This is a genomic window from Acetobacter sp. ESL1128 (genome assembly GCF_058505085.1).
Genome location: NZ_CP196369.1, coordinates 1,310,132 through 1,327,185 on the forward strand (window position 1 = coordinate 1,310,132; position 17,054 = coordinate 1,327,185).

The following is a 17,054-nucleotide window of genomic DNA, read 5'->3' on the forward strand; positions in this document are numbered from 1 at the left end:
AAAATATGGGCAAGAAATAACAACAATGGAAACGTATGGTTTCCATATTTTCGCTATGAGGCGGGGGAGGGGCCAAGATGGTTCATATCAGAGAGCCAGCAGATGTCTGCGTGTGATCTTGCCAGATACGGTTGTAGGTAAGTGCTGGACAAACCGCACTTCCTTCAGTCCAACCCACCGGCCCAGCGCCCGGTGAACCTGCCCGAGAATTTCGTCAGTCGCAGGTATGCTTTGTGTGGCGGTGTCGGGCACCACATAGGCAACAGGTCGCTGCCCCCTCAGCCCATCGGGCACGGCAACAACGGCGCAGGCATGAACAGCAGGGTGTGCGGCAATGATTTTTTCGATCTGCACGCCTGAAATCCGGCGCCCCGCGACCTTGATAACATCATCAGAGCGACCGAGCATGTGAACGGCACGTCCGGTGCCAATCATACCTTCGTCAAATGTGCGGTAAAACCGTCCTGTTTCATCAATGCAGGCTGTGGGTGGCTGGATGGCCCTGTTCTGCCACACTCCTGCCAGACAACCGGGGGGCAGGGGGAGTGCAAGAACAATCTCCCCGCAGGGTTCACCCGGCACGGAGGGCACAATAGCTGGATGAAACCCCGGTGCGGGGCGTCCTATGTCGTTCATGAGCGTTATGGGCTCGCATTCCGGCAGGCCGAAAAAATGGGCTGTAATGCTCCACCCGGTTTCAGTCTGCCACCAGTGGTTGACCACGGGTTTTTGAAAATATGCGCGTGCCCAGTCCAGCAATGTTGGGTCGGCATATTCCCCCGCCACAAAAACACGGGCCAGTGCTGCTGGTGGGGGTGCGGGCAGGTTACGGTTTTCCTGCCGCAGGAGCCGCATCTGTGTCGGGGTCGTAAACAGGCATGTCACTGCGTGCTCGTGGCAAAGCGTGCGCAATGCGGCAGAGGTTGTAGCACCTTCCACAATCACACTGGTGCAACCGTTGATCAATGGCGCGTAAACACCGTAAGAATGGCCAACCACCCACCCCAGATCAGACGTTGTAAAAAACGTATCTCCGCTCCTGCAACCATAGATCAGCTCCATGGACAGGGCGAGGGCCACGGCATGCCCGCCATTGTCCCGCACAATGCCCTTCGATGTTCCCGTTGTGCCTGATGTATGCAGGATATAGAGCGGGTCTTCAGAACGCAGCATGACGGGTGCCACAGGTGGCGAGTGTTCCAGGGTGTGGAAGTCATGGTCCCGCGCGGGAATAAGTGCCGCGGGGCAGGCGTTGCGCTGCACGATAATACATGCCTGCGGCTCGTGCGTGGCGTGCGTGAGTGCAACGTTAAGGGCCGGGACGGACGGAATGGCGGTTTGCCCCTGAAAGCTGCAACTGGCGATAATCACGACCTTGGGGGCTACATCGTCGATCCGGCGGGCCAGTTCGGGGCCTGCGTAACCGGCAAATACCACAACATGCACGGCGCCTATCCGTGCGCAGGCCAGCATGGCTATGGTTGTTTCAATCATGGTTGGCATGGCGATCAGGACACGGTCGCCTTTTTCCACCCCTAGTGCACGCAGGCCGCCAGCAAACCCGGCCACCCTGCCGAGCAATTCCTTGTAGGTGATGGTTTGCCGTTCTTTTGTGGCGCAGGAGTGCCAGACCAAGGCTGCCTGCGCGCCGTGGCCCTGCTCCACGTGCCTGTCCACGGCATTGTAACAGGTATTGAGCGTAGCATTGGGGAACCAGTCATGCCAGCCATCCGCCCGTGCCCGGCAAGCCATGCCGGGCTGTTGCTGCCATGTAATGCGTTGGGCTGCTTCCAGCCAGAATGCTTCTGGCTGGTTCAGGGCCGCATCATACATTGCCTCATAAGTGGTCCATGGCAGCATGGGGCTTTTCCTTTCCTCAGGCTACAGGCACGTCTTTGCCGGTAATCTGGCTGGCCAGCCACGCCGCATCGCGCGAGATACCGGAAAACCGGCCGGAGCCCCATGTATGCAGCCACGGCAGCCCAAGGAAGTAGAAGCCGGGTGCATCTGTTACCCCCCGATGCCAGAGCGGCTTGTTGGCACCATTAAACACGGGTACGTCGATCCAGCGATAATTCGGGCGAAAACCAATGCACCAGATGATTGAGGTAATGCCCGCAGCCTTCAGGTCCAGTGGCGTATTGCTGCCATCGGGTTCCCAGGCTGGCACGTAAGGTGCTTCGGTTGGGGCGGTAATACCTTCACGGGCAATGTAGGCGTCAATGGATTTTTTGATGTCGGCATTGGTCTTGTCGGCATCATCCAGATTGTCCCGCAGGTCCGGTGCAAAATGGGCTACCTCGTCCCGAATGGTTTCCAGCGTGCCGTGCAGGCCCACACCGTCTTTGGCAAACAGCCGTAGATCAAGGTCATGCCCACCATTCCGGCCGGTGACATAATGGTTGGTTTTGTCACGCGCACCATCACGCAGCGGATGGTTGTCTACTGTCAGGTCGTAAAACTGCATGTCTGCAAGCCAGTCCACAACATCCCGCCCACGATAAAAGCGTGAGACACGAGGGGCAGAACCGACACATAGATGAATTTTGCGGTTTTCAATAAACAGGTCTTCTACAATCTGTGCGCCGGACTGGCCACTCCCCACCACCAGCACGGCACCATCAGGCAGTTGGGCCGCGTTGCGATAATCCTGGGAGTGAACCTGATAAATGGAAGGATCAATGGCGCTGGCGTAACCGGGAATAACGGCGTCATGGTACGCGCCCGAAGCAATCACAACATGCTGTGCGTGCCAGAGTTCCGCCCCGGCCACTACGCGGTAGCCACCGTTTTCATGGCGTGTAATGGACGTGACTGGCGTATGTTCGCGCAAAGGGGCGGTGAAGGAGTCCGTAAACCCTTTTACGTAGTCAATAATTTCCTGCTTTACCATAAAGCCGTGCGGGTCGCTCCCCCTGTAGGGGTGCCCGGGCAGTTCGCACTGCCAGTTGGGTGTCACCAGACAGAAGTTGTCCCAGCGCTCATCATCCCACGAATGGCAGGCGGTTTTGGCCTCGAACACCACGTGGTCCACGTTCTCACGGCAGAGATACCAGCTCATGGACAGGCCAGCCTGACCACCACCCACGATAATGACGGGGATGCTTTTTTCATTCTGTGTCATGGTCGTTCTTTCGTTTCAGAGGCTGAAAGACAGGATACGCACCTGCGCATCAGGTTGATTGAGGAAGGGCGTGCAGGTCTGGCGGATCGCCTGGAGCTGGCCAAGGGCACGGCTACAGGCAAAGCCGTAGCGTGCACGCACCCGCTCGCTGGCCTGTGTCAGGGCTGTATCGGCCTGTTCCAGAAAAGTGCGAACCGGGTAATCCTCACCCGGTGTAAAGTGGTCCTTGATGACCAGCGATGGAGAGTAGCAATCGCTCTCTTGCCCATCGGGCCAGCGCACACGAAAAATCATTTCGGGCATGATGACAAAGCTCCAGAAGCCGGAATGCCAGCGTGCGACAAGGCCGCCAGCCGCCGGTATGCGGGGAGGTGCCGACTGGCAACGCCGTGCCAATCGAAACGACGGGCCGTTGCGGGGCCGCTGAGCCGGAAGTGCTCGCGGTTTTTGGCGCTAAGGGCGTCACGCAAGGCTAAAAACAGGGTGTCCGGGTGCTTGGGGTTGCACCAGAGCACGTCTGACGCCTGAAGGTGCTCGGTAAAGGGGGCAACCTTCGGCACAATGGCTGGCGTGCCGCAGGAGAGGGCTTCCAGCGGGCACAGACCAAACCCCTCGGTTACGGACGGGTAGGCCAGCACGGCTGCCTGCCGGTAAAATGCAGGCATATCCTCATCCGCCACCGCCCCGGTGAGGGTGACATGCTCGGCTGCATCGCTCTGGCGCAACCGCATATCAAACAGCGCGCGGTAGGCCGAATGATCCAGCAATGAAGCCCCGCCTACCACAACCAGATGCACATCGGGCTGGTCACGCCGCAGGGCCAGAAAAGCTTCCAGCAGGTGCAGCGTATTCTTGCGGCGCTCAACCCCACCGACCGCCAGAATCAGGCGGCGGCCAACCGGCAGGTGGTAACGGGCCCGCAGTGAGCTGTCCTGCGGGCCCGGTGCGGGTGAAAAATGTTCAGGATCAACGCCGTTGCCAACAACAGGTGCTTCACGACCATGCTCGCCGCGCAGGATGCCCTCCCACATGGTGCTGACAGTGAACAGCTCGGCCGCGGCCATGAACCCGCGTTCCTGCCGCATTGCAAGGCCCGGGTGGGCAAAACGGTCGAGGTGGTGAACCGTGCGGGCAAAGCCCGGTATCCGGCCTTGCGCTACCAGTTCAGCCAGCGCGTTAGCACTTATGGGGTCTTGCGCATGAAGAACGTCAAATGGTGCTTCATTCCTGAGCGCGTCCGTGATCTCGCATATACGGCGTTCCACCAGAGCAGGCAGGTTCTGCTCCGCTCGGGCTGCAATGTAACGCGTAGCGCAGCGGGGTTGGCGGAAAAAGCCTGCACCTGTCACATCCGGGGCGATCAGGGTTGCTTTATGCCCTGCGTCACACAACGCCTCTGCCAGCGCCATGCCATGCACCACGCCACCGCGCGGAAGGGTCGAGTGCGTCAGAATGCCAATGGACAGGCTCATGGCGCAAACCCCATGAGCGGCGTTTGTGCAAGATCCCAGAAAGTGTCTGTCTCGTCTCCCCAGGTAACATCCAGCCTGCGGGTATTGTTGCACTGGCCGATAACGGCCGCAGCAATGTCCCGCCCATGAAAGCGCGCCATAACGGCCTGTGCATCCTCTGGCCGGGCGCTCAGCAAATAGCCATAGCTGGGGAAAGCCACCAGCCAGCGGGCCATGGGGGCATGTTCTGGGCGTGGAATATCATCCAGCGTGATGTGCATGCCCACGCCAGAACACTCGGCCAGCATAAGGGCTGTACCCAGCACGCCAGCCATGCTGATGTCCTTGGCTGCACGGCTCAGCCCGTCCTCGGCTATTTGTGGCAGAAGGTCTATGTCGGCCTGTAACCGGGTAATCGCATCGGTGCCGCACAGCGCGGAACTACTGTCCCAGAACGGGTGTGGGTCATGCCAGCGGCCGCGCAGATCAATGGCGGCAATCAGCACCTCGCCGGGGCGGGCGTCAAAACTGGTGAGCAGATGGCGTGCCCGCCCCAGAATTGCGACCGAAAGCGAGTTGTGAGTGCTGCGCATGTTGGTATGCCCGCCAGCAACGGGTACGCCATAGGTCAGTGCTCCATCCTGCAAACCTTGTAGGACGGATGCTGCGGATTCAGAGGTATCGCTCCATAAGGCATTGACCACCGCAACGGGGCGGCCACCCATTGCCGCAATATCGCTGATATTGACCATGACACCGCAGTAACCGGCAAACCACGGCATGGCGCGTACAAAACTGTCCTGAAAACCCTCGCTGGCCAGCAGGAGGTAACCATCTCCATCCCGTATGGCGGCACAGTCATCGCCAAGGCGGATGGCGTTGGGGTCGGTGGGTTTAAGGATTGCCGCTGCTTCGGCAATATCCTGCTTGCATGCAAGGGCGCGGCTGTGGCGTAGGGTATGCAGCAGCGCGGTGAGCTTGCCTGCCATTATGCCACCTGTCTGGTGCGCGGTTGTGGGCGCAGCAGCCATGTCTGGTTCAGGCCATGTGCCGGATAGCGGGAAAGGTCGGCCTGCATGTCATGGTGTGGCAGACCATGCAGGGAGATTACCCCGAGGCTTTTCCAGTGCAGGCGGCGGAAGAACAGTACATTCTGCTCCTGCACCTGGGCCAGAAAGCGCGTGGCCCCAAGCCCGTGTGCTGTGCTGACAGCCATGCGGATCAGTTCCGCCCCGATCCGCCCCAGCTTGCGATGGTCTTCATGCACAGCCAGACGGGAACCGCGCCAGACACCGGGTTCGGCTTCATGGATGCGTACGGCCCCTACAATCCGGTCTGGCATGCCTGCCATACAGCAGGCTGCAATAATGGGGATGGCTACGTCATCAATGCCGTCCCGATCATCCTCGGCAAAGACCTGCTGTTCGGTGCAGAATACCTCGCGGCGGAGGGCATGATAACCTGCGCGTTCCCACGGTGTACGGGCAAGGCGCACGACATATTCCGTCGGGATGAACGGGCGGTGTTCCACGCCTTCGAGTAAAGCACTCATTGTTCATAGGCCGAGAGGGAGGAGCACGCACCACACCGGCCACATCCGGCTCGGATGTCGGTGGATTTCATGTTGGCATCGCGTAGCATCCGCCCAAGTGGTGCCAGAACCGACTTCATGAAATCAGCGGTAGGCGGTGCGTGGTTTTCCAATGGTGTGCCGGAAATAGGCACGAACGGCACCACGAAGGGATAAACACCCAATGCAATAAGGCGTTCAGCCAAACCAAGAATATCTTCGGCACTATCGCCAAGACCAGCCAGAATATAGGTGTTGACCTGCCCGCGCCCAAAAACCGGCACGGCGCTGGCAAAAGCTTCCATGTAGCGGTCAACGCTTACTGTTGCTTTGCCGGGCATGATTTTTTCGCGCACGGCCTGTGTGGCGGCTTCAAGATGCATGCCCAGACTGTCGGCTCCCGCATCACGCAGGCGCTGGAACCAGCCGTGATCACGTGGTGGCTCGCACTGGACCTGAAGCGGCAGATCAACCGCAGCACGGATGGCACGCGCAGAGTCCGCAAGCACCGCAGCACCCCGGTCAATAACGTTGGGGGTGCCGGTTGTCAGCACCATATCCCGCACGCCATCCAGTTCCACGGCGGCTTTGGCAACTTCGGCCAGTTGTGCAGGCGTTTTGTAGGCAATGGTGCGCTCGGCCTCCAGTGACTGACCAATGGCGCAGAACTGGCAGGATGTACGCCGGTCGGCATAGCGGATGCAGGTCTGGTGCACCGTGGTTGCCAGCGTGTCGCGCCCGTGGAGCAGGGCAATCTTCCAGTAGGGAATACCGTCTGCCGTGCTTAGCCCATAAAAGCGTGGAGCAGCAGGAAAGTGGATTGTGCCGAGCGTCTGGCCATCACGTAGCAGCGTGCTGGTTCCACTCCGGTCTGGCGGGCTGGCCTGAAAAGGAGAGCGCTGTGCTCCGGATGTATAAACCGGGACCATAACGGTTTGGCCCGCAATGGTGATTGTCTTGTGGTCGGAGGGACCGGCTCCGCCCTTGCGTGTCATGCCGTTGCTCTGCTCATCAATCTGTAACCCGAAGGATTGCAGGTCGGTGATAAGCTTGCGACCAGAAAAGGTGCCGAGTGTTGGAATGGTCATGGTGCCACCTCGTCTGTCAGGGCAGAGTAAGGTTCATTTTCACCAACGTAATGCACGGTATGAGCGGGGCGGCGGTCCTGCAGCAGGCTCAGCAGTTCCGGGCGTGCATAATGCCCTACGGAATCCATCATACGTTTGCGCTTGGTAATCAGGGCAAAGTCGAGATCGGCTATGACCATCCCTTCGCCTTCCGTGAGCGGGGGAGCGAGCAGTTTGCCTTCGGGCGAGACTATGGCAGTAAAGCAACCGCCCCGTAGGGGGCCTTCAAGCCCCGGGTCACGCGCTATGTTCTGGATATGCTCTTCCGTAAGCCATCCTGTGGCGTTTACGACAAAGCAGCCGGATTCCAGCGCATGGTGGCGAATGGTCACTTCCATCTGGTCTGCAAAAATTGGTCCCACCAGTGAACCGGGGAACTGTGCGCAGTGGATTTCCTCGTGCTGGGTCATCAGCGCGTAGCGGGCGAGGGGGTTATAGTGTTCCCAGCAGGCCAGTGCTCCAATGCGACCGGCTGCACTCTCCACGACCTTCAGGCCAGCACCATCCCCTTGCCCCCATACCATGCGTTCGTGGTAAGTGGGGGTGATCTTGCGGCGTTTGAGCAGGATTTCTCCCGTGGCATCAAACACAATCTGTGTATTGTAGAGTGTGCCGTAATCCCGTTCATTTACACCCAGCACAACAACCATGCCGGTGTCGCGCGCAGCTTCGGCCACCATGTCCGTTACCGGGCCGGGGACAACAACGGCGCGTTTGTAGAGTTCAAGATGCTCACCACCAAAGCGGAATGCAGGCTGGATGAACGAAAAATAGGGGTAATAAGGCACAAGGGTTTCGGGAAAGACCGCCAGCTTTACACCTTTCTCGGCGGCATCGCGGATGGCCTGACAGACTTTCCGTGCAGTGCCCAGACCATCGTCACCAAGGATGGGGCTGATCTGGATAGCTGCGGCGCGAACGATACGGGACATGGCTTGCGGTCCTCCCTTTGGCCTTTAGAGAGTCCAGGTATTCAGAATAAAGGCGTTGTCCCGCCGGGCCAGCAGAATGATGTCCAGCACATCCTGCGGATTGATGGGGGTTATCCCGGGAATAAGGTTTTGCTCGCCGTAGCCGTAAAGTGCCTGAAGTGCGAAGCGGCAGGCATAAACTTTGCCACCTTCTTCAAGGATTTTTGCAATCTGCTTGTTGCAGTTCATGTGCCCCGGAAAAGCTTCATCACCCAGACGGGGAAAGCCGCGCTGCACGCCAAGAGTGACGCCCGGACCATAAAGCAGCACTGAGGTTTCAAACCCCTTGCGGATCAAGCGTGTGGCCTGCAGCAGATTTACAAACCCGACTGAACCTTCATTGGCAACGGTATGAAAGGTGATAAGGGCTTTTTCACCCGGCTGGGCTTTGACGTCCTCAAAAACCTTGTTTTCATAGTTAACGAAGCAGTCGCCATCTTTATGCGGAGCGTGCTCGAGTGTTGGCATGGTATGTCTCCCGTGTGCTGCGGTCTCCGGCAGGAAGCCGGCCTGACCACTTGGCTGGAGCAAACGTGACACGGGTTAAGTCTGACGCAAAATTTTGTATGGCATCCGTTGGCATGACAAAAAAAACAATTTTTCCCGGATAAGCTCTTTTTGCGGGTACAGAAGCATACAGTTTATTTTACAATGTCATACAATTCTGCAGCACTCAGCTAACATACTGGTTTTGCTTTATATTTACCTCGCGCATTCGTGATGTTGCTGTGGGTTTGTTCTGGCAGACCACGTTTGCCTTTGGGTAAAACGTGGCCTGCTGAGTGCTGCAACGGGTTAAACAATATCGGCAAAGCCGGGGGAGCGCTTGTGCTGGAGGACTGAGACAACGCCACGGAGGGACTCTTCCAGGCTTGCGGCATCGGGCGCACTGCCCAGGGCAATACGTGCCCGCTGCGGGGGTTCCCCATTAATGGTAAAAACGGTGCTGGGCACCAGTGCCAGACCGCGCCTGCGGGCGTAGGCAACAAAATCCGCGCTCCCCCACCATGCCGGGAGTTTGAGCCAGACATGGGGGCCGTCAGGGTTCGTGCAGTGCTGCTCACCCAGAACGGTGCGTGCGATAGACTGGCGTAACCGCAGCTCTTTCTGAATTGCGTGCAGGATTGTATGGGCCTGTCCTGTCTGCATCCATCGTGCGGTCAGGGCGCTGAGCAGCCCCGCATTGGTGAGGGCAATGGCTCGGATGGCAGCCGTTACCCGCCGGGTCATGTCGGCATTGGGGAGGGCGACATACGCCGTGCGCAAACCGGGGCTGAGTGTTTTGGCCAATGTTGCCACGTAACTGACCCGGCTATGGTCAAGGGCCGCCAGTGCTGGCAGAGGATTATCCATAAGTAGGCTGTAAGGGTCGTCCTCCGCAATATGGAGGTGGTGCCGTTGTGCGACTGCAAGAATATCCTTGCGCCGCTGTAGGGACATTGTGGCTGTTGTAGGGTTGTGGATTGTTGGAATGCAATAAAGCAGACGGGGGTGATGCTGCGCACAGACCCGGTCAAGCTGGTCTGGCATCATGCCTTCTGTGTCGCTGTCCACACCAACCAGAATAAGATCAAACTGTGCGGCAATGGTCCGGATGCCGGGGTAAGCAATGCGGTCCGTGACAATCACATCACCCGGTTGCGTATGCGTGCTGACAATGGCGGCCAGTGCGCTCTGGCCACCTGGTGAGATCATGATCTCGTCTGTCCGGCGTTGGCCGATTATCGGGGCAACCCATTTTGCACCCAACTGGCGCTCTTCAACGGTTCCACCGGTCACACGGTAAGACATCAGGCTGTTCAGGTCCTGCTGCTTGAGGATCGCTGCGATGTCTGTCTGAATAATCCGCTGCAAAGGCGGGTCTTGCGGGATGGGAGGAAGGTTCATGGTCAGGTCAACCACCGCAGGGCCTGTGTGGCGCCAGTGGCTTTCCCCCGCACCAACACGAATGAAGGTGCCTCGGCCGACTGTTGCGTCAATCAGCCCTCGTCTGCGCGCCTCGGTAAAAGCGCGCGTAACGGTTGTCAGGTTGGTGCCAAGATGCTCTGCAATTGTCCTTTGCGGGGGCAGTTTATCGCCGTCCCTGAGGTCGCCTTTGCGAATGGAGTGGGCAAGGGCATCGACCAGAGTCAGATAAATGGCATTCGGGCTCTGGCTGATTTCCTCTTTCCAATGGGCGAGGTAGGACTGTTCGGGCATGCGACGGGGGTTCCGTATGTTCGAAAAATATATTCGATCTCATACCATACAATCAGTACAATTTTTAGAGGATTATGTTGCCCAGAAGTTGCGGGAGCGCCTTGTTGCATTAAATCGAGAGCCGAGCCTCCTAAAAGGCGGGATCAAGACGTAGCTGCAAATTCAATAAAATTGCGCAGATAGTGAATATCTTCATCGGTTTCGCGGTATCCAAGGAATATCTGCTTCGCAATGCCTTTTTTGCCAAGTTTAATGGGGTGGAGTTCAAAGCGGGGGGCGTATTCTTCCACCAGCCACCCCGGGAGTGCGGCCACACCACGGCCATGTGCCACCATAACCAGCATAATATCCGTTGTTTCGATCTGCTTTTGCTGCCGTGGGCCAATACCTGCTGGTTGCAGGAATTGCGTGTATATGTCCAAACGCTCAGGTGGTACCGGGTAGGTAATCAGGGTTTCACCCGCAAGTTGTTCTGGCAGAATGAACTTTGTGTTCCGTAAAGGGTGTTGGGGACCCACCACCAGGACAAGTTCATAATCAAAAACCGGCGTAAACTTTAATCCCGGTTTATAAAGCGGGTCTGGTGTAACCAGAATATCTATTTCATTACTGAACAAAGCGCCAATACCGCCAAACTGGAACTTTTGCCGTACATCCACGTCAACCTTTGGCCATTGTTCCAGATAAGGAGAAACGACTTTAAGTAGCCACTGATAGCAGGGATGGCATTCCATGCCGATGCGAAGAGTGCCACGCTCACCATTGGCAAATTGTTCAAGCCGTTTTTCTGCAAGCTCAAATTGGGGGAGCATGCGGTTTGCCAAGGATAACAGCCACTCGCCAGCTTGGGTAAGAACAAGAGAGCGTCCTTCCCGGCGCCATATTTTTACGTCTAGCTGGCTTTCAATCTTGCGTATGGCATGGCTCAGGGCGGGCTGGGTAAGGTTCAGGCGCATTCCGGCAGCCGTCAACGAGCCTTCTCGTGCGACGGCTTGAATAATGGCCAGATGACTGCGCTCAAGGATACCCATGCCACACCTTATTGATACAAAAGATTCACGTTATTGTATAAACGTATCAGTTTTGTTCATTCTCATAAACACGCTCCCTATGTTTTATCCTGCATTGCTTTTATGGCCTATGGTTCCATAAGCCCTTCAGGCAGAGAGTTCGTGACGGACAATTTTTGCACCGGCACCTAAAGCGTGGAGCTTGGCTGTGGCCACATGGCGCGGAAGAGGTGCCATGCCGCAATTGGTGCACGGGTAGAGTTTGTCTGCATCCACAAATTTAAGGGCCTTGCGCAGGGTGTTGGCAACATCATCTGGTGTTTCAATAGCATGGGTTGCGACATCAATCGCGCCAACCATCACTTTCTTACCGCGCAGCAGTTCAATCAGATCCATTGGAACCCGAGAGTTCTGACACTCCAGAGAAACCATGGAGATATTGGATTTCTGGAGATTAGGAAAAATCTCTTCATACTGCCGCCACTGTGTGCCCAGTGTATTTTTCCAGTCAATATTGGCTTTTATGCCGTAACCATAGCAGATATGAACGGCTGTTTCGCATTTAAGGCCTTCAATAGCTCTTTCTAATGCAGCGATGCCCCAGTCATTCACTTCATCAAAAAAAACGTTAAAAGCGGGTTCATCAAACTGGATAATACCCACGCCTGCGGCTTCTAACTCTCTGGCCTCCTGATTAAGAATTTTGGCAAATTCCCATGCCAGTTTTTCGCGGCTTTTGTAGTGGCCATCGTAGAGTGTATCGACCATCGTCATGGGGCCGGGTAGAGCCCATTTGATTGGTTTTTGTGTGAGTGTGCGTAAAAACCTTGCATCATCAACAAAAATTGGCTTTTCGCGGCTCACGGCACTGACAACAGACGGCACACTTGCATCATACCGGTTGCGGATTTTGACTGTCTGGCGGTTTTTAAAGTCAACACCACTCAGGTGCTCAATAAACGTAGTGACAAAATGCTGCCGTGTCTGTTCACCATCGCTGACAATATCAATGCCTGCACGATTTTGATCATCCAGTGTCAGGCGCAATGCATCCTGTTTGCCCTCGATTAATTCCTGCCCGTGTAGTTTCCAGGGTGACCAGAGCGTTTCGGGCTCTGCAAGCCAGGAGGGCTTGGGCAAGCTGCCCGCTGTTGCTGTGGGGAGGAGTGCTGTTGTCATGGGAGTAAGACCTTGTTGTTCTGGTTAATCAGGCAGAGTAACTGGCAGACCACTGCTCAAGACGCGCGTGATATGGCTTGATAAAACTCTCCTCCGTGTATTTGCCTTGAGCTGTTGCCAGTTTGCTGCGTTCTTCCCGGTCATAAACAATGCGGGTAAGGGAATAATCCTGATGGCTCAGGCTGGGTTGGTAGCTTTGTGGTGCTACAGAATTGGCATTATATATTTCAGGGCGATAAATTTTTTGAAACGCCTCCATTGTGCTGATTGTACTGATAAGTTCCAGCGTTGTGTAATCGGAAAGTAAATCACCAAAGAAATAGAAAGCCAGTGGAGCCACACTGCGATAGGGCATAAAATAACGGACCTGCATGCCCATTTTTTCAAAATAATGATCAGTTAACGAGTGTTCCTGTTGCCTGTATTCAACCCCCAGAACAGGGTGATGGTTATCTGTTCGGCAATAGGTTTTGTTAGTAGAAACGCTCAGGCATATAACCGGGAGCTTATTGAAGTTTTTCTTGTAGGCCGAAGAGTGTACAAAACTCTTAAAAAGATTTCCGTGCAGATAACCAAAATCATGTGGAACGTGGAATTCAGGCTTATTCTTGTTGTAATTTGGCAATAAGACGCTGAAATCATAATCACGGACGTAAGAAGAAAAATTATTCCCGGCAAGCCCTTTAATCTGCTGATTGCTTTTTTGATCAATAATTGTTGTGTTCAGGATTTCGATCAGGGGAAAAATACTGTTTGTGCTGTCATGGTTGATATGGAGCCCCACAGAAACAATATCGAGCGCAACAGAATAGCGGTTGGCCTTGGGATTATCCCAATGTGCCAGATCATTAAACCGATTATTGATCATCCGGAGCACGTTGCGCAGGTTTTCCTGACGATTGTCCCCTCTGGCCAGATTGGCAAAATTGGTTGTGAGACGTGTGTCGTTTGAAGGGTGATAGTTCTCATCAAACGGGATGCTCTTAATTTGGAATGAGGACTCTGTAATCATGGTCGAACTCCCTCCTGTTTTGTCAGAAAGCAGATTTCATCTTCCGGGAGTTGAGAACCTCACGGTTTATGCTTCTGTTTTTCAGGTTATGTTTAGTAGTGTTCTGCGTTTAAGCTGTGCTGAACTCTTTATGCCTGAACACAATATTGAATAAAAATGATTTAATTTCATTTATCCATAAATATCATTCATAGGTTGCGGGCTGGGGATCCAGATGCTCAGCCGTCTGGAGAGCATGCGCCGCGATGCTCAGACCTTTTCTCCCATTACCAGCAGGCATGTAGCCTCTAAACACCCCAAAACGTCTATTCATGAGTATAATTCATGATCATGCTCGTTTTATTGGGGCTAGTCCTGAGAGAGTTCGTTCCTTATGTCCTAAAGCAACCTCAGTCGCTGCTACAGTTTTTCAGGTTAATGCTGTTTGCTGCTTATGTGCGCTGTAGGGAAAATCATGGCTACGGATTGCTATAATACCGAGGCGGAATGGATAATATCTCTCAAACAGTTTCTAAAATAACTAGGAGTGCCAATCAGTCAGCCGGGGGTTGGGGGGCGGTGCTGGCCATGTCTCTGGGTGCGTTTGCACTTGTCGCATCCGAGTTTATGCCTGTTAGTCTTTTAACCCCGATTGCGGCTGATCTGCATATTACAGAAGGGCAGGCAGGGCAGGCTATTTCAGTTTCTGGCGCATTTGCGGTGCTGACCAGCCTCTTTATTTCCACACTGGCCAAGGGAATTAACCGTAAAACCCTGTTACTGGCCCTAATAGCCATGATGATCGTGTCGGGGAGTGTTGTTTCCCTTGCTCCTAATTATGTGGTGTTCATGCTCGGGCGGGCAATGATCGGTGTTGTTATTGGCGGCTTCTGGTCCATGTCTGCCGCTACGGCTATGCGGCTTGTGGAGGACCACCACGTTCCCCGTGCGCTTGCAATCCTGAATGGCGGAAACGCTCTGGCTACCGTTATTGCTGCACCTGCTGGTAGTTTTTTAGGCGGTCTTATTGGCTGGCGTGGTGCGTTTTTCTGTGTGGTGCCTGTGGCTGTTGTTGTTTTTGTCTGGCAGTTTGTCAGTCTCCCATCTATGGCGAGCGCGCGGCATCAGCAGCCGGCCAGTGTATTTTCTTTGCTGACACGACCGATTGTGGCTGTTGGCATGCTGGCGGTCAGCCTGTTTTTTATAGGCCAGTTTACGCTTTTTACTTATGTCAGGCCATTTCTTGAAGATGTTGCTCATGTGGACGTATCCACTTTGTCGTTAATCCTGCTCCTGATGGGTATTTCTGGCTTTGTTGGCACTGTACTGATCGGGAATGTTCTAAAAAACAGTGTTTATCCAGCGCTGATTATTATTCCTGTCCTCATGGCTTTTCTGGCTGCTGCTCTTATTGTTCTGGGTAAGTGGGTTACTGTTTCCGCTGTTATACTTACGGCGTGGGGTTTGTTCGCCACGTCTGCCCCTGTGGGCTGGTGGACCTGGCTTGCCCGAACACTTCCGCAGGATGCTGAAGCCGGTGGGGGACTTATGGTGGCAGTTGTCCAACTTGCCATTACGCTAGGAGCGACCTGTGGTGGAATCCTTTTTGACGGGGTTGGGTATCAGGCCACATTTGCGGCCAGTGCAGTGGTGCTTGCGGTTGCGGCGCTGCTGGCGGCCATGACAAGGCGATTGGCCGGTCGAGGAGCATAAAACCTGTCAGGCATTCAGGCAGGACAGGCAACCGGATTTAACATTTTTGAACCACATACAGGATAGAGTGCTTATGGAGATCAAACGCATAGGGACCCAACCCTCCGCTAAAGGACCGGTCGATTGGTTTACAGGGACAGTACGTATAGACCCGCTTTTTAATCCGTCGGAGCCTTCCCAGGTAACCACTGCGCTGGTTACGTTTGAGCCGGGAGCCCGCACTGCCTGGCATACTCACCCGCTTGGGCAAATGCTTATCGTGACGGCAGGGTGTGGCTGGGTGCAGCGCGAAGGTAGCCCGATTGAGGAAATTCATCCCGGCGATACAATCTGGTTCGCCCCGGGTGAAAAACACTGGCATGGTGCGACAGCAACGACGGCGATGAGCCATATTGCAATTCAGGAAAAGCAGAATGGCTCCCCGGTTGATTGGCTGGAGCATGTTTCTGACACCCAGTATTGTAACTGATTGATTGCAGCTAAAAAGTTTTTCCCTCTTTGGTGCTTGTGAGTGTGAAGGGAACATTACGCTCGGGCGGAACCAAAGGGGGAACTACATAGGCTGTGGCGCGGGATTTTATTTTTCATTAAGTGTATTGTAGTAACGCATTACATGAATGCTGATGAAAGATAGATCCTGTGCGCAATAATTTTTTTATTAAAATATCCGCTTCGTTGATCTTAACAACCTGTTTTGCAGTGTTGCCTACCAATAATGTAAGTGCACGGGATAAGCCTCAGCCAGCATCTTCTGCTGTTATCCAAAAAGTGATTGAACAGGCTTATGACAAATACAAGCCTGTTATGGATGGGAAAAATGCCAGTTATATTCCCTATCTGGCCAAGGCAGACGGTAAACTCTACGGCATTGCTGTTGTAACGGTGGATGGGCGGGTTTTCCGGGTTGGGGATACTGGGCATCCGTTCCCTGTGGAATCTGTTTCTAAAATTTTTACGCTGGCGGATGTTCTGCATAAACAGGGAGCAGAGAGTGTTCTGCATAAGATCGGCGTGAATGCCACCGGTTTGCCGTTTAATTCTGCACTGGCGGTAGAGCTGAATAATGACAAGCTGGGTGGCAGCCCGCCCCCCGGTAATCCGCTGGTTAATGCGGGGGCCATGGCAACAGCCAGTCTGGTCGAAGGCAAAACGCTGGATGCAAAATGGCAGAGCGTTATAGATACAGCATCTGCATTTGCAGGGCATACCTTGCATTTGAACGATAATGTTTACCGCTCAGAAATGGCCAGTAATCAGCACAATCAGGCCATTGCGATGCTGCTGCAAAGTTATGACCATTTATATGCCGATGTATCGGAAACAGTGGATCTTTATACGCGTGAATGTTCCTACGATGTAGATGCGGTTGATCTGGCAACCATGGGGGCCACTCTGGCAAATGGAGGGACAAACCCGCGTACCCATCATGCCGTGGTTGATGCCGCAACAAGCGCCCATGTACTGGCAGTTATGGCAACCGCAGGTTTGTACAATACGTCTGGCGAATGGCTATTCAAGGTTGGCCTGCCAGGAAAAAGCGGGGTAGGGGGCGGTATTGTAGCCGTGGTCCCCGGTAAGTTGGCCATTGGTGTTTATTCGTCCCGCCTTGATGCGGCTGGCAACAGTGTGCGCGGGCAGCTTGCCGTGCAGTTTATTGCGCAGGCACTGGGCGCTAACATTTTTGCTGCAGAAGCGCAGTAAGCATTACATCAGTCAGAC

17 protein-coding genes are annotated in these 17,054 nt (G+C 54.7%); 4 read left to right on the top strand and 13 right to left on the bottom strand.

Translation table 11 applies throughout. From position 1 onward, the window contains the following. Positions 1 to 87: 87 nt before the first annotated feature. The 13 genes from ACSYTG_RS06075 to ACSYTG_RS06135 form a co-directional block, all read right to left on the bottom strand. Positions 88 to 1,860: an AMP-binding protein gene (locus ACSYTG_RS06075; RefSeq protein ID WP_489783873.1), complete on the bottom strand. Its 1,773-nt coding sequence runs from the start codon at positions 1,858 to 1,860 to the stop codon at positions 88 to 90. Between the two features lie 16 nt (positions 1,861 to 1,876). Beyond that, a complete protein-coding gene (locus ACSYTG_RS06080) occupies positions 1,877 to 3,124 on the bottom strand; it encodes an MSMEG_0569 family flavin-dependent oxidoreductase (RefSeq protein WP_489783874.1) in 1,248 nt (415 codons plus the stop codon). A gap of 15 nt (positions 3,125 to 3,139) precedes the next feature. Then, the gene (locus ACSYTG_RS06085; protein WP_095350444.1) at positions 3,140 to 3,427 is read right to left on the bottom strand and encodes an MSMEG_0570 family nitrogen starvation response protein; all 288 of its coding nucleotides are present in this window, start codon (positions 3,425 to 3,427) and stop codon (positions 3,140 to 3,142) included. After that, positions 3,415 to 4,596 (bottom strand): MSMEG_0565 family glycosyltransferase, encoded by a 1,182-nt coding sequence (locus tag ACSYTG_RS06090; protein ID WP_489783875.1) that lies wholly within the window; start codon positions 4,594 to 4,596, stop codon positions 3,415 to 3,417. The genes ACSYTG_RS06085 and ACSYTG_RS06090 overlap by 13 nt, the downstream gene beginning before the upstream one ends. Beyond that, positions 4,593 to 5,564, bottom strand: coding sequence for a sll0787 family AIR synthase-like protein (locus ACSYTG_RS06095; protein WP_489783876.1), 972 nt, complete (start codon positions 5,562 to 5,564; stop codon positions 4,593 to 4,595). Before ACSYTG_RS06095 ends, ACSYTG_RS06090 begins: the two co-directional genes overlap by 4 nt. Then, entirely contained in the window at positions 5,564 to 6,127 is a 564-nt protein-coding gene (locus ACSYTG_RS06100) for an MSMEG_0567/Sll0786 family nitrogen starvation N-acetyltransferase (RefSeq protein WP_489783877.1), read from the bottom strand. The genes ACSYTG_RS06095 and ACSYTG_RS06100 overlap by 1 nt, the downstream gene beginning before the upstream one ends. Further along, complete coding sequence (locus ACSYTG_RS06105; protein WP_489783878.1) at positions 6,124 to 7,233, bottom strand: MSMEG_0568 family radical SAM protein; 1,110 nt, start codon at positions 7,231 to 7,233, stop codon at positions 6,124 to 6,126. The genes ACSYTG_RS06100 and ACSYTG_RS06105 overlap by 4 nt, the downstream gene beginning before the upstream one ends. Continuing rightward, positions 7,230 to 8,204, bottom strand: a complete 975-nt coding sequence (locus ACSYTG_RS06110; protein ID WP_489783879.1) for a Nit6803 family nitrilase — start codon at positions 8,202 to 8,204, stop codon at positions 7,230 to 7,232. Before ACSYTG_RS06110 ends, ACSYTG_RS06105 begins: the two co-directional genes overlap by 4 nt. A gap of 24 nt (positions 8,205 to 8,228) precedes the next feature. Continuing rightward, positions 8,229 to 8,711: an MSMEG_0572/Sll0783 family nitrogen starvation response protein gene (locus ACSYTG_RS06115; RefSeq protein ID WP_086646840.1), complete on the bottom strand. Its 483-nt coding sequence runs from the start codon at positions 8,709 to 8,711 to the stop codon at positions 8,229 to 8,231. A 327-nt stretch (positions 8,712 to 9,038) separates the two neighbouring features. Further along, complete coding sequence (locus ACSYTG_RS06120; protein ID WP_165925837.1) at positions 9,039 to 10,442, bottom strand: aminotransferase-like domain-containing protein; 1,404 nt, start codon at positions 10,440 to 10,442, stop codon at positions 9,039 to 9,041. A gap of 143 nt (positions 10,443 to 10,585) precedes the next feature. Beyond that, positions 10,586 to 11,473 carry a LysR family transcriptional regulator gene (locus ACSYTG_RS06125; protein ID WP_086646838.1) on the bottom strand — a complete coding sequence of 296 codons (888 nt, stop codon included), beginning with the start codon at positions 11,471 to 11,473 and terminating at the stop codon, positions 10,586 to 10,588. A gap of 126 nt (positions 11,474 to 11,599) precedes the next feature. After that, a complete protein-coding gene (locus ACSYTG_RS06130) occupies positions 11,600 to 12,631 on the bottom strand; it encodes a methionine synthase (protein ID WP_489783880.1) in 1,032 nt (343 codons plus the stop codon). Positions 12,632 to 12,659: 28 nt separating this feature from the next. Then, positions 12,660 to 13,643: a DUF1852 domain-containing protein gene (locus tag ACSYTG_RS06135; RefSeq protein WP_489783881.1), complete on the bottom strand. Its 984-nt coding sequence runs from the start codon at positions 13,641 to 13,643 to the stop codon at positions 12,660 to 12,662. Here ACSYTG_RS06135 and ACSYTG_RS06140 point away from each other — a divergent pair. From ACSYTG_RS06140 to glsA, 4 genes are all read left to right on the top strand, one after another. Next, on the top strand, positions 13,642 to 13,797 hold the full coding sequence (locus ACSYTG_RS06140; RefSeq protein ID WP_278741147.1) for a hypothetical protein: 156 nt from the start codon (positions 13,642 to 13,644) through the stop codon (positions 13,795 to 13,797). The two genes, ACSYTG_RS06135 and ACSYTG_RS06140, sit on opposite strands and share 2 nt — an antisense overlap. Positions 13,798 to 14,210: 413 nt before the next feature. Next, positions 14,211 to 15,335 (top strand): MFS transporter, encoded by a 1,125-nt coding sequence (locus ACSYTG_RS06145; protein ID WP_489783882.1) that lies wholly within the window; start codon positions 14,211 to 14,213, stop codon positions 15,333 to 15,335. 73 nt (positions 15,336 to 15,408) lie between these two features. After that, the gene (locus tag ACSYTG_RS06150; protein WP_489783883.1) at positions 15,409 to 15,804 is read left to right on the top strand and encodes a (R)-mandelonitrile lyase; all 396 of its coding nucleotides are present in this window, start codon (positions 15,409 to 15,411) and stop codon (positions 15,802 to 15,804) included. Between the two features lie 335 nt (positions 15,805 to 16,139). Beyond that, entirely contained in the window at positions 16,140 to 17,036 is an 897-nt protein-coding gene (gene glsA, locus ACSYTG_RS06155) for a glutaminase A (protein WP_491706457.1), read from the top strand. Positions 17,037 to 17,054 lie beyond the last annotated feature (18 nt).

Coding starts and splice junctions, on each gene's coding strand:
- ACSYTG_RS06075 (WP_489783873.1), bottom strand. CDS start 1,860: ATGCTGCCATGGACCACTTATGAGGCAATGTATGATGCGGCCCTGAAC.
- ACSYTG_RS06080 (WP_489783874.1), bottom strand. CDS start 3,124: ATGACACAGAATGAAAAAAGCATCCCCGTCATTATCGTGGGTGGTGGT.
- ACSYTG_RS06085 (WP_095350444.1), bottom strand. CDS start 3,427: ATGCCCGAAATGATTTTTCGTGTGCGCTGGCCCGATGGGCAAGAGAGC.
- ACSYTG_RS06090 (WP_489783875.1), bottom strand. CDS start 4,596: ATGAGCCTGTCCATTGGCATTCTGACGCACTCGACCCTTCCGCGCGGT.
- ACSYTG_RS06095 (WP_489783876.1), bottom strand. CDS start 5,564: ATGGCAGGCAAGCTCACCGCGCTGCTGCATACCCTACGCCACAGCCGC.
- ACSYTG_RS06100 (WP_489783877.1), bottom strand. CDS start 6,127: ATGAGTGCTTTACTCGAAGGCGTGGAACACCGCCCGTTCATCCCGACG.
- ACSYTG_RS06105 (WP_489783878.1), bottom strand. CDS start 7,233: ATGACCATTCCAACACTCGGCACCTTTTCTGGTCGCAAGCTTATCACC.
- ACSYTG_RS06110 (WP_489783879.1), bottom strand. CDS start 8,204: ATGTCCCGTATCGTTCGCGCCGCAGCTATCCAGATCAGCCCCATCCTT.
- ACSYTG_RS06115 (WP_086646840.1), bottom strand. CDS start 8,711: ATGCCAACACTCGAGCACGCTCCGCATAAAGATGGCGACTGCTTCGTT.
- ACSYTG_RS06120 (WP_165925837.1), bottom strand. CDS start 10,442: ATGCCCGAACAGTCCTACCTCGCCCATTGGAAAGAGGAAATCAGCCAG.
- ACSYTG_RS06125 (WP_086646838.1), bottom strand. CDS start 11,473: ATGGGTATCCTTGAGCGCAGTCATCTGGCCATTATTCAAGCCGTCGCA.
- ACSYTG_RS06130 (WP_489783880.1), bottom strand. CDS start 12,631: ATGACAACAGCACTCCTCCCCACAGCAACAGCGGGCAGCTTGCCCAAG.
- ACSYTG_RS06140 (WP_278741147.1), top strand. CDS start 13,642: ATGGTCGAACTCCCTCCTGTTTTGTCAGAAAGCAGATTTCATCTTCCG.
- ACSYTG_RS06135 (WP_489783881.1), bottom strand. CDS start 13,643: ATGATTACAGAGTCCTCATTCCAAATTAAGAGCATCCCGTTTGATGAG.
- ACSYTG_RS06145 (WP_489783882.1), top strand. CDS start 14,211: ATGTCTCTGGGTGCGTTTGCACTTGTCGCATCCGAGTTTATGCCTGTT.
- ACSYTG_RS06150 (WP_489783883.1), top strand. CDS start 15,409: ATGGAGATCAAACGCATAGGGACCCAACCCTCCGCTAAAGGACCGGTC.
- glsA (WP_491706457.1), top strand. CDS start 16,140: ATGGATGGGAAAAATGCCAGTTATATTCCCTATCTGGCCAAGGCAGAC.